We start from the raw sequence: 10,855 nt of genomic DNA on the forward strand, positions 1-10,855 counted from the left end.
TTCAATTAACTAAAAATCAGATGAAAAGGCAATCTATTAAGCGGCTCAGAAAAAATGCTGGATGGGATGATTCTATTTTAACCACTATCTTATCTCAAAATTTTTCATGAGGTGACCCTGGCAGAAGATACTTGCCAACTAGGCCTAAGTCTTCTAACATGGAACGATAAAGTTCCACTAACGGATATAAATCTATGATCATCGATAAATTACTTAGCAATCAATCTATAATTGTCTCCTTAGATGTTGATAATCTTTTATTTGACCGATTGCAGCAAATTATTGAGGCAGGATTTTCTCTAGTAGAAATTAATTCCACTGAAGAGCAACTTTTAGCACAAGTTATTAAGCAATTTCCTAATATTAAGATCGGCGCGGGTGGAATTATCACAACTCAGCAATTAGAGCAATGCTATCAAGCTGGCGTACACTTTGCATCCAGCCCAGGCTTCTTACCCTCTATTGCCCAAACAGCAAGTATTTACTCGATGAACTATTTACCAGGGGTTGCTACTATTTCTGAAGCAATGGCGGCAATGAGCATTGGTTACAGCCAAGTACGCCCTTTCCCAGCCAATTTAGCCTTTTGCACTCTCTTAAATAAATGTTTACCTGCTTTACACTTATATCCAGCAGAAATTGAGTGGGATGAGGCTGAACACTTCCTTAATCTCCCAGCAGTCAGTGCGATTAGCATCCATAATCCTAATAAAAAGCAATTAACTGCGCTCTCCTCAGGAATAATAGCTTAAAAATTGAAAAGTGTCTGTATTAGTCTCTTGCTAATACAGGCTATACAATTTAAACAAGACCGATATAGTGAACTTCCATAGCTATTTCAATAATCTAATAGCTTTGCGTTGTTTTAGTATGATTTTCAATCCTCTAACTATGGTAGCTTGTAGTATAAACATTTTTATACATTTGGACCCATACATGGGTAGTATAGGCTTAGGAAAAAGCACAAAACCTCTATTTCTTTTTCTTTCAGTTAAATGGCTAAAGAGAACTTAAACACGATAAAAAATAGAACTTCGCGTTAAGAGGATTGTTCTTTACGAAAAATCAAATCTAAAATCAACGCCGCAGCACCGATGCAAATAGCACTGTCAGCAAGATTGAATGTAGCAAAATGATGGTATTTATAATAGACATCGATAAAATCCACTACATAACCGTTAACACCCCTATCAATTAAATTGCCCACGGCTCCACCTAAAATTAAACTCACGCCTAAGGCTTGTAAACGGTCTTTTATAGGGGTTCGCCAGAGCCAGATCATTAAAATAACACTAACAATTAAACTAAAACCTGCAAAAAACCAACGATGCCAGCCCCCTGTTCCACTCAAGAAACTAAAGGCGGCTCCGGTATTGTATGCTAAGGTAATGTTTAACATTGGAAAAATAGGCATGGGTTTATAAGGAGTTAATACCGATTCAACCCAATATTTACTTGCTTGGTCCAAAATAATGACTAGGATACTCAGCAAAAACCAATGCCATTTTTTCATATATATTGTCTCGCCTCTTCTTGGCCATTGATGTTATGAACACAACGTATACACAGCTCAGGATGTTCTTCATGAGTGCCCACATCCGGCCGTCTATGCCAGCAACGAGCACATTTTTCGTAAGCACTAGCACTAACTTGGATACCTACCCCGCTTTCATTTGCCACTATATTAGCGGGCGCAGATGAAAAGGAATGAACACTAGCACCTGAGGTAATTAATAAAAAGCGCAGTTCTTCGCCTAAACGAGTTAACTTAGGTAAGACTTGCGGCTCTGCATAAAGAGTAACCTCTGCAGCTAAAGCTGAACCTATCTCACCTTTTTGGCGTGTTTCTTCTAAGGCTTTATTTACCTCATCACGGATAAGATGAAGTTCAGACCAATCATCCATATTAACTGCCTTAATTTCAGGCCAAGCATTGTACCAAGTTTCTGTAAATAAAGAATTTTCTTTGGTATTACCAGGAATATATCCCCATATTTCTTCTGCTGTAAAAGACAAGATAGGTGCCAACCATAAGGTGAACGCTTTTACAATGTGGTACATTGCGGTTTGACAAGAGCGTCGAGCCAAACTTTGTTTAGCCGTGGTGTATTGCCTATCTTTAATGAGATCTAAATAGAAGCTTCCCATATCTACAGCACAAAAATTATGAATTTTTTGATAAATGACATGGAATTGATATTGTTCATAAGCACTAAGAATTTCTTCTTGTAATTGCTGACTGCGCGTTAAAGCCCAACGATCGAGCTCTAAAAACTCATCAGAGGAAACACTATCGGTGCTGGGGTTAAAACCATCTAAATTAGCTAGTAGAAAACGGGCTGTATTTCTAATTCTCCGATAAGCATCAGCATTTCGCTTAATTATTTCATCCGAAATACTAACTTCATGGCGATAATCGGTTGAAGAAACCCATAAACGAAGAATATCCGCTCCGTATTGGCCAACCAATTTATCTAGAGCGACATAGTTTCCTTTGGATTTTGAAAGCTTCTTCCCCTCTGCATCAACGGTGTATCCATGAGTTAATACGGTTTTATAAGGAGCTACCCCATACATGGCCACCGAGGTCGTTAATGAGGAGTTAAACCAGCCTCGGTGTTGATCAGATCCCTCAAAATAAACATCTGCTGGGAAATCTAAATCTTTATTTTGTCTTAGCACAGTAAAGTGAGTAACACCAGAATCCAGCCACACATCCATAGTATCGGAAATTTTATCATAATGTGCTGCATCAGCGCCTAAAAACTGCTCTTTGTCTAATTCAAACCATGCATCAATACCTGTCTCTTCAATCATCAAAGCTATTTTTTCAATAAACTCTAAGGTATTGGGGTGTAATTCGCGGGTGGTTGAGTGAACAAAGAGTGGCATCGGGGTCCCCCAAGCCCTTTGTCTTGATATACACCAATCAGGCCTATTTTCAACCATATTACTAATACGTGCCTGTCCCCAATCAGGAACCCAATTCACTTTACCAATCTCATTCTTAATTGCTTGCCGCAAGTTGCTTTTGTCCATCGCAATGAACCATTGCGGAGTAGCTAAGAAAATCATTGGTGATTTATGACGCCAGCAATGAGGATAACTGTGGCGAATTGATTCTTTTGCTAAGAGAACCTGATTAGTAGTTAATTGCTCAATAATCGGCTCATTCGCTTTTAAAACCGAAAGGCCAGCAAAAAGCTCCACATCTTCCGCAAAACAACCATTGGCTTTTACCGGATTAATTAAAGGTAAATCATAAGCTTTACCTACCTGATAGTCATCAGGACCATGTGATGGCGCTGTGTGCACGCAACCAGTACCCGATTCAGTAGTTACATGCTGTCCTAAAATGATGGGAACTTGTCGAGCATAGAATGGGTGAGCGAGCGGAATAAGTTCTAAAGCCCCTCCCTTTATTTCCCCCACACGAGTATATTGATTTAGATTGTACCGTTGCATTACTGATTCAACTAAATCAGTTGCGACTACAAAAAAGCTGTTGGACGTTTCGATGAGAGAATAATTAATTTCCGGGTGCAAACATACTGCTTCGTTCGCAGGTAAAGTCCACGGTGTGGTGGTCCAAATAGGCACTATTACCTCTTTGTCGCCTTTTATGTTAAAACGTGAAAGAATAGCTTGAGGATCAATAGCTTTAAAAGCCACATCAATGGAGGGAGAAGTTTTTTCTTCATAATCAACCTCAGCCTCAGCTAAAGCCGAACCACAATCGATACACCAATGAACGGGTTTAAATCCTTGTTGGAGATGACCATTTTTTATCATTAACCCCAGAGCTCGGACAATGTTTGCTTCATAAGTAAAATCCATCGTAACATAAGGGTTATACCAATCACCAAACACACCTAGCCGTTGGAATTCATCGCGTTGAATATCAATCTGACTCGCTGCATAGGCTCTACACTGAGCGCGAAATTCTTTGGGACTTACTTTTACCCCAGCCTTTCCTATTTTCTTTTCTACGTTTAATTCAATAGGTAAACCATGACAATCCCAACCAGGGACAAAAGGCGCATCATAACCACTAAACGATTTCGATTTAATAATAATGTCTTTTAGAATTTTATTAAGCGCATGTCCACAATGAAGATGACCATTAGCATAAGGAGGTCCATCATGCAGAATAAAACGCTTTTTACCGGCGCGAGCCTTTCGAATTTGCTCATAAATCTTTTTCTCCCTCCATTGAGCAAGCATTTCGGGTTCACGCGTGGCTAAACTCGCTTTCATAGGAAAGGAAGTATTAGGAAGATTTAATGTGTCTTTATACTCTGCCATAAATAATCTACTCTGCAAAACGCTAAATATTAGCGGTGTTTAAATCTAAATAGGCTCGTGCCTCTGCTATATCCTGATGAATTTGCCCAATCAATGCATCTACTGATGTGAATTTAACCTCATCACGCAATTTGTGCAAGAAGAAGACCTCTACTATGTCGCCATAAATAGATTCATTAAAGTCTAATAAGTGTACTTCCAAAATATTTTTTGTACCATCAACTGTAGGACGCTTCCCAATATTAGCTACCCCATAAATAATTTTTTTATTAAGGAGTACCTGAACCACAAAAACTCCCTTTAAGGGTAAGGCAAGGCGATGTAAGCCTATATTAGCAGTAGGAATACCCCACTGTCGCCCACGACCGTCACCTTTAATTACTCGACCACACATACTGTAAGAACGGCCTAGCAACAAAGCTGCATGGTGTAAATCACCTCTTTGTAAAGCAAGACGAATTCGAGTAGAACTAACTCGCTCATCATGAATAAGATAATCTGGATAAATTTCAATTTCACAATGATAATCTGCACTTAGCTTTTGCAATAAAGCAACATCTCCTTCACGGTTTTTTCCAAAACGAAAATCTTGCCCGACAAAAAGATAACGTGTTCTTAAGCTATTAAATAAATGGTAAATAAAATCTTTTGCTAAAGTTTGAGCCAATTGACTATTGAATCTAATGCAATAAATATAATCAATTTTACACCCTTTTAAAGCATTTAATTTTTCCCTTAGGGTAGAAAGACGAGCAGGCGCCTGCTCTTTCTGAAAATATTCTTTAGGCTGAGGCTCGAATAAGATTAAAACTAAGGGAAGGTTTAAACTATCGGCTTTCTTTCTTAATAATTTTAAAAGACTCTGATGCCCTAAATGAACCCCATCAAAATTACCAATAGTCGCAACGACATCTTGATTAAGGTTTGAAAAATATTTAAGGTCACGTACTAATTTCATGAATTATTAAAAAATGAATAAAACGAATAGTATACTTCTTTCAACTTTATTGAGAAATAGCTATTCCATTAAAATAAGCCAAATAGAAAGAAAATGTAGCCTGATTAGCAATAACAGACTACATCACGAAAAATTTTTTATTATTGATGCTCAACTTTTGGTCTTACAATTAAAACATCACACTCTGCACCATGCAAAATAGCATTTGCGGTAGAGCCTAATAATAAGGACAATCCATGCTTGCCATGACTTCCAGTCACAATTAAATCAATTTTGTGCTCTTTTGCTACTCTTAAAATTTCATTCTTGGTAGAGCCAAACTCAATAAAGCGATGCTTAGCATCTACTCCTAATTTATTCGCCAAGTCTGCTAATTCTTTTTCTGCTTGCTCACGGATTGACAGCTCAACTTCTGCAAAACCCGCAAATCCAGGATAAGCATACGCAGGAATAGGTTCAACTACGTGTACGAGTATCAAATCAGCTCCGTTTTCATCGGCTATTTTTTTTGCTTTTTCCGCGGCTCGAATTCCGACCTCATCAAAATCAGTAGCAAATAATACTCTCTTATACATCATTTTCTCCTTAAAATTCCGTACTCTAAGTTAAGATTAGCAGATCTCTCTTTAATTTCACAGGATTCTAAATTCTAATTATCTCTTTATTATTTACAATAAATTGATTAAAATAAGAACAGCTCATTAAATACTCCATTAAAACCATGTTTTTTGATCTCATAAGTGCATTATGTTCTTTGCTATCTACCTATTATTTTATTCGGATGAATAATAAAGCCTGGGGCATTGGCATGATTGCAACCTGCCTGAATGGCGGGCTTTATTGGTATAGCGGTATTTATGCTGACATGGTCTTAGAAGCATTTTATTTTTTTACTATGGCTTACGGCTGGTACAAATGGCAAGAATATGAAAATAAAGGCCATCACACACTTAAGCTAAAAAAACTTTCATCTGCTCAGAGTGTAGTTTTACTTAGCCTATTTCTTATAATTTTTATATTTATTTATGCCACCCTTATTACTTTAACTCAGTCTAACATCCCGGCCTTGGACGCGTTGACCACCACCCTAAGTTTGGTGGCGCAATGGTTAATGTGCCATAAAATAATTCTGGCCTGGGGCTTTTGGTTTATTACCGATGCTTTTTATGTTTGGCTCTATCTCACTAAAAATCTTCCCTTCCATGCGCTTTTAATGTTTATCTACACAGGAATGGCCGTTATGGGCTATTTAGTCTGGACCCAAGCGGCACGAATTAAAGAAGATGAGAGCAGGCTTAAAAACTTCTCTGTCTGATTTGCTTTTCGCGGACAAGCCGCGAAAAGTGCGGGCTACTCAGCCACCACTCTACAATGCGTTTCTTTAATAAAAAGCAAACACAGCAAAGCCGAGGCTAAAGCCCCCGGTAACAACAATAATGACCAATGATAGCCGTGCAAAGAAAAACGATGCATGCCATTAACTATAGTACCATCCCAGGTCCAATCTAATATAGCACCCACTAGTGGTTCGAATAGAGCCTCAAAAACCGCATTAAAGGTATTCATTATCCCAAGTACAGTAGCTACGAGAACTATAGGAAACAATTCGCGAATCATAGCAAAACTCGTAAAAAAACCACTCGTACCAAAGCCAAATAAAAATAGAAACAGCATTAAGGAAGACAAGACCTGGCTTGGGCTATAAAGAACTATAGATAAACAAATCAGCGCCGTACAAGTTCCAGTAAATAAGACGGGTTTTCTTCGTTGAATATAGTCTGAAAACCATCCCCAAAAAGGAGCGCCCGCTGCAAAACCAATAAAAATACATGAAATAGCCATTGCAGCATCGGTACGTGGAATTTTATAGGCTATTTCTAAAAAAGGAACGCCCCATAATCCGCCAAAAACAGAAACAGGAGCAAAAGCTAAACCACTATAGAGCGATAAAACCCAGGCTTGTTTGTTAGTAATAATTTTACCAAAATGATAGTGAGTTTCATTTTTAAGTGAATCAGCAGCTTTTTTCGTCGTTTTATCTCTTAATACCGAATAATAAATAATGCCTAAAACTAATCCTAGGCCACCAATGATTTGTAAAGCGGTACGCCATCCCGCTTTCTCAACTAAAAGCGATAGGGGCATTTGTCCACCTACAGCACCTAACATGGCCGCTGTCATAAACATACCTGATACCAAAGCAAATCGCTTTGGGCTAAACCACAAGGCTGCGAGTTTAAAGCAAGATACCGCAGCAAAAGCCGCACCGGCCCCCATCATGGCACGATAAAGACAAGCCAACCACAAACTATCACTATGAGCGAAAAGAAAGGTACTTATACTACATAAAAAAATGGCAGCCGTGGTTAATAGACGAGGACTAAATTTATCCAGCATTATTCCCACCGGAATTTGCATTATTAAGTAAGCATAAAAATAAAATGCAGATAAATTACCAAGGCCAGCGCCATGAATGTCAAAGGCTTGCATTAAGTCATCAGTCATCACACTAGGAGATACTTGAATTAAATATTTATAAAAGAAAAAACTTGCAGCCAAAGTCCAAATAATCCAAGGATAGATTTGCGACCAAGATTGTTTTAGTTTTATTGCATTCATTACTACTCCTGATACTGATTACCGGTTTAGATAGAGCTCAATTAATACTCTTCGTTTTATCTGCTTGAATCTTCGCCCTGAGGCGGGCAGATAATTAGAGTTGAGGCCGGCTCAGAGCAAGAGAGAGAAAGTTAGAGACCACAACGACGACTAAATTAAAGACAGCCCAAGACAACACAGCAACTTGAGATTGCTCACGGCTTATATGATTTTTTGTCATCAGCTGCTTAAAAGACATAATTCAGATAAAATTTATAATAAGAACGATATGCTATCTTTTTAGGCATATCCTTGTCAAGAAAGATATAATTCAATTACTAAGGCCTATTTAAAGCATTCAAACAACCTGTATTAGGCTTTTCTAATACAGGCTAGAGTCTACTCAACACCTACATTGTTGCAGTAGCAACAGGTCTAGGAGCGGCAAAGCTTTTCTGTGCTACTTTATCCAAGGCATCCATCATGGCTTGTAAACGTTTTTGAATATCAGCCATTTCTGAACTTTGTACGCCCGCTTTAGCCAATGCTTGAGCAACATCTTGGGCCGCTTTGAAATACAATTTAACATCGTCTTTGTTCACTTGACCATCGCCATTTACATCACCCACCTTCCCACCATTAGCTATGGTGATTTTAATGTTTTTTAAGGCCTCATTTCCAGCATCAACGGTTTGCAATACCATATTGATACGATTAAAAATATCATTTGCTTTTCCCATATCAACACCAGCTGCCTCGAGAACCGCACTATACATAGATAAGGTTTGTGCCGTAGTATTTAAAAATTTAATAGTATTATCTAAGGACATAAAGACCTCTTTCCAAGAGACTTCCCCATCTCCATCTGTATCGCAACATGCTTTAAAACATGAAAAAAAACCTGGCATAACCACCTCCGTGTAATGAGCAAATTAAATTCCAAATTTGAGTCTACCACTACTTTTTAATTAAAATAACCACTAGCACCTTTTTTATAATTAATTGAATAAAATGGAATATATTGACTTTTTTACTCTGATGTTGCTAGCGCAGCAAATTCATGGCTAAGTGATTTTTGCTAAAGGCTACTAATAATTATGGGAATTCATAAATAAATCAAAAAATAATTTAGGAACCAATATTATGACGGAAGTATTAAAGCTATGGCTCACTATGGTTGCTTCTTTTATTTTTATCTAATATGGCAACAATAATAAGCAAATAGGCGAATAGCCTTAAGAGATAAGCCAAGGGCTCTTGCTCAGGAATTTTAGAAAATTCTAAAATGATTCTATTTAAGCCTTCAATGGCGAAAGAAAAAGCAAAAAAAAGGAAAAAACGATCGCGCGTAGTTTTCCAAAAACGGAAAAAAAATAAACTAACCACTATAGAGGCCATAATAAAAGCACCTACTAAAATAGGGTTGATCATAGGGATTCATCCTCCCAAACAAGTCCATATAATAAAAAGAGTAAGGCAATCACAGCAAAGGATAGGCGATAAACTTTAAAGTCGATAGTGGGAAAAATAATTTTATCAAATACTAAAAAAAGATTATTTAAAAAGATAAAACTAAAACAAAGTCCACTCCATAAAAGCAGCCGGTACCGTTGACGTAAATAGCTGCGAAACAATATCCAAGCACAAAAAAAAGAAGTAAGTGCGCACAATAAATAAATAATGGGTGCAATCATATTTATTTCTTCCGCCAAATGAATGCATTTGCAAATTTAATCGCTTTATGATCCACATTAGAATGAATTAAATTAGTGACTTCAATTAGGCTTGCTGAGTAAGTCATAGCTAAATTATCGATTAATTTTTTAAGCTCATCATAAGGAGTATTGTATTGATAAAGAGCAGGATGTTCTCCTACTTCTGTTGCCACTCCCGCCGTTTTTAAATGGTCTAAAATTGCTTGCGTTACTTGTTCATTAATAAACAATCTTTTTGCTAATTCACTTATACTCCATTGATGATCAGGTTCTGAACGCATAAGCAATAAAGCCTCCAAATGTGGAACAGAAGGTATATTACTCAAAATAAAACGCCGTACCTCATCAGAAATGGGTATATTCTTCATCATCCCCATCCTACATTAATCCTCCATGGATTAATTTACTTCTCGTTAGACTAGAAGCAAGTTTTTGAAATTCCTTAATTTTTAAAATTAATATTACAGAAACAGGAATAAGTAGCAATAGTTTTTTGAAAATTTTAGCGTATTCCGTGCCAATATTGATTAAAATTAAACCAATGGACTATAATTAATAAATTGGTCGGTCTTGTTACAAGGGCAAAACAAAATGGTACAAAAGTCCAGGATATTGCTATTATTGGTAAGTCTTTTCATCATTTTCACCAGCTCCTTATTCGCAGCTGCTGTGAAAAAAGGAAATGCACCCGCAATACCCAGTATGAATTCAATAACGGAAAATATCGATGGCCCGACGGTTCAAACGGCAAGTGACGGCACGAAAATTATCAATAATCAGGATGGTTCTTCCGTTCAAATACATCCCGATGGTTCATTATTTGTTGTGAACTCCGATGGTTCGACGATCCAAAAGAATGCTGATGGTACTGAAATTGATAACAAAATTTAATGTTTCAGGTATTGAAATCCAGAGCAAAATTTTCCTTGCTAATTTTCATATTGCCTAATTTAAAATAAAATCGCATCATTGATCTTTATTCGTGCTTCAAGGATTGATAGATGACTCCACTTAGCCTCCAAGATGAGGACTCAGATACTAAATTACTCATGCTGATTGCAGTGAGCCTAGTTGTAGGTGTGGGCTCTGGTTTTTTAGGGATGAGCTTAGCCTTACTCCTTCATTACATTCAGCATTTGGCTTATGGTTACAGTTTAGATTTAATTACTCATGTTACGCACATAAACTTGTAGTTTGACTAAAAAGCATTAGAATTCCGCCCTTAATTTTAGGGAGGGAATTAAATGGATATGCTTGATCTTTATAGTGATTATTTGAT

The 10,855-nt window shown here is 37.3% G+C and carries 13 protein-coding genes; 4 read left to right on the forward strand and 9 right to left on the reverse strand.

The window, feature by feature from the left end:
- Window positions 1-194: 194 nt before the first annotated feature.
- Window positions 195-752 (forward strand): multidrug DMT transporter permease, encoded by a 558-nt coding sequence (locus tag ELY15_RS10260; RefSeq protein WP_127099669.1) that lies wholly within the window; start codon window positions 195-197, stop codon window positions 750-752.
- Between the two features lie 287 nt (window positions 753-1,039).
- Here ELY15_RS10260 and lspA read toward each other — a convergent pair whose 3' ends face one another.
- The 4 genes from lspA to ELY15_RS10280 all read right to left on the reverse strand — a co-directional run bounded on the left by lspA (window position 1,040) and on the right by ELY15_RS10280 (window position 5,838).
- Window positions 1,040-1,513, reverse strand: a complete 474-nt coding sequence (gene lspA, locus ELY15_RS10265) for a signal peptidase II (RefSeq protein WP_127099671.1) — start codon at window positions 1,511-1,513, stop codon at window positions 1,040-1,042.
- Window positions 1,510-4,305 carry an isoleucine--tRNA ligase gene (gene ileS / locus ELY15_RS10270; RefSeq protein ID WP_127099673.1) on the reverse strand — a complete coding sequence of 932 codons (2,796 nt, stop codon included), beginning with the start codon at window positions 4,303-4,305 and terminating at the stop codon, window positions 1,510-1,512. The genes lspA and ileS overlap by 4 nt, the downstream gene beginning before the upstream one ends.
- Before the next feature lie 22 nt (window positions 4,306-4,327).
- Window positions 4,328-5,263, reverse strand: a complete 936-nt coding sequence (ribF, locus tag ELY15_RS10275) for a bifunctional riboflavin kinase/FAD synthetase (protein ID WP_127099675.1) — start codon at window positions 5,261-5,263, stop codon at window positions 4,328-4,330.
- A gap of 140 nt (window positions 5,264-5,403) precedes the next feature.
- Window positions 5,404-5,838, reverse strand: coding sequence for a universal stress protein (locus tag ELY15_RS10280; protein WP_127099677.1), 435 nt, complete (start codon window positions 5,836-5,838; stop codon window positions 5,404-5,406).
- Between the two features lie 146 nt (window positions 5,839-5,984).
- Here ELY15_RS10280 and pnuC point away from each other — a divergent pair, with 146 nt between their 5' ends.
- The gene (pnuC, locus tag ELY15_RS10285; RefSeq protein WP_127099679.1) at window positions 5,985-6,578 is read left to right on the forward strand and encodes a nicotinamide riboside transporter PnuC; all 594 of its coding nucleotides are present in this window, start codon (window positions 5,985-5,987) and stop codon (window positions 6,576-6,578) included.
- A gap of 35 nt (window positions 6,579-6,613) precedes the next feature.
- Here the strand turns inward: pnuC and ELY15_RS10290 are convergent, their stop codons facing one another.
- The 5 genes from ELY15_RS10290 to ELY15_RS10310 form a co-directional block, all read right to left on the reverse strand.
- Window positions 6,614-7,882 carry an MFS transporter gene (locus ELY15_RS10290; protein ID WP_127099681.1) on the reverse strand — a complete coding sequence of 423 codons (1,269 nt, stop codon included), beginning with the start codon at window positions 7,880-7,882 and terminating at the stop codon, window positions 6,614-6,616.
- Between the two features lie 389 nt (window positions 7,883-8,271).
- Window positions 8,272-8,769 (reverse strand): hypothetical protein, encoded by a 498-nt coding sequence (locus tag ELY15_RS10295; protein WP_127099683.1) that lies wholly within the window; start codon window positions 8,767-8,769, stop codon window positions 8,272-8,274.
- A 253-nt stretch (window positions 8,770-9,022) separates the two neighbouring features.
- Complete coding sequence (locus ELY15_RS10300) at window positions 9,023-9,292, reverse strand: DUF5985 family protein (RefSeq protein WP_127099685.1); 270 nt, start codon at window positions 9,290-9,292, stop codon at window positions 9,023-9,025.
- Window positions 9,289-9,555, reverse strand: a complete 267-nt coding sequence (locus ELY15_RS16730; RefSeq protein ID WP_370449418.1) for a DUF5985 family protein — start codon at window positions 9,553-9,555, stop codon at window positions 9,289-9,291. The genes ELY15_RS10300 and ELY15_RS16730 overlap by 4 nt, the downstream gene beginning before the upstream one ends.
- 2 nt (window positions 9,556-9,557) lie before the next feature.
- A complete protein-coding gene (locus ELY15_RS10310) occupies window positions 9,558-9,947 on the reverse strand; it encodes a hypothetical protein (protein WP_127099687.1) in 390 nt (129 codons plus the stop codon).
- A 220-nt stretch (window positions 9,948-10,167) separates the two neighbouring features.
- On the opposite strand from ELY15_RS10310, the gene ELY15_RS10315 reads away from it, so the two are divergent.
- Together ELY15_RS10315 and ELY15_RS10320 are read left to right on the forward strand one after the other, a co-directional pair.
- Window positions 10,168-10,467: a hypothetical protein gene (locus tag ELY15_RS10315; protein WP_127099689.1), complete on the forward strand. Its 300-nt coding sequence runs from the start codon at window positions 10,168-10,170 to the stop codon at window positions 10,465-10,467.
- A 110-nt stretch (window positions 10,468-10,577) separates the two neighbouring features.
- Entirely contained in the window at window positions 10,578-10,769 is a 192-nt protein-coding gene (locus tag ELY15_RS10320; protein WP_127099691.1) for a hypothetical protein, read from the forward strand.
- The last annotated feature ends 86 nt before the right edge of the window (window positions 10,770-10,855 follow it).

Source organism: Legionella sp. km772 (genome assembly GCF_003989735.1).
Taxonomy (GTDB): domain Bacteria; phylum Pseudomonadota; class Gammaproteobacteria; order Legionellales; family Legionellaceae; genus Legionella.

Coding starts and splice junctions, on each gene's coding strand:
- ribF (WP_127099675.1), bottom strand. CDS start 5,263: ATGAAATTAGTACGTGACCTTAAATATTTTTCAAACCTTAATCAAGAT.
- ELY15_RS10300 (WP_127099685.1), bottom strand. CDS start 9,292: ATGATCAACCCTATTTTAGTAGGTGCTTTTATTATGGCCTCTATAGTG.
- ELY15_RS16730 (WP_370449418.1), bottom strand. CDS start 9,555: ATGATTGCACCCATTATTTATTTATTGTGCGCACTTACTTCTTTTTTT.
- lspA (WP_127099671.1), bottom strand. CDS start 1,513: ATGAAAAAATGGCATTGGTTTTTGCTGAGTATCCTAGTCATTATTTTG.
- ELY15_RS10295 (WP_127099683.1), bottom strand. CDS start 8,769: ATGCCAGGTTTTTTTTCATGTTTTAAAGCATGTTGCGATACAGATGGA.
- pnuC (WP_127099679.1), top strand. CDS start 5,985: ATGTTTTTTGATCTCATAAGTGCATTATGTTCTTTGCTATCTACCTAT.
- ELY15_RS10260 (WP_127099669.1), top strand. CDS start 195: ATGATCATCGATAAATTACTTAGCAATCAATCTATAATTGTCTCCTTA.
- ELY15_RS10320 (WP_127099691.1), top strand. CDS start 10,578: ATGACTCCACTTAGCCTCCAAGATGAGGACTCAGATACTAAATTACTC.
- ileS (WP_127099673.1), bottom strand. CDS start 4,305: ATGGCAGAGTATAAAGACACATTAAATCTTCCTAATACTTCCTTTCCT.
- ELY15_RS10280 (WP_127099677.1), bottom strand. CDS start 5,838: ATGTATAAGAGAGTATTATTTGCTACTGATTTTGATGAGGTCGGAATT.
- ELY15_RS10310 (WP_127099687.1), bottom strand. CDS start 9,947: ATGATGAAGAATATACCCATTTCTGATGAGGTACGGCGTTTTATTTTG.
- ELY15_RS10290 (WP_127099681.1), bottom strand. CDS start 7,882: ATGAATGCAATAAAACTAAAACAATCTTGGTCGCAAATCTATCCTTGG.
- ELY15_RS10315 (WP_127099689.1), top strand. CDS start 10,168: ATGGTACAAAAGTCCAGGATATTGCTATTATTGGTAAGTCTTTTCATC.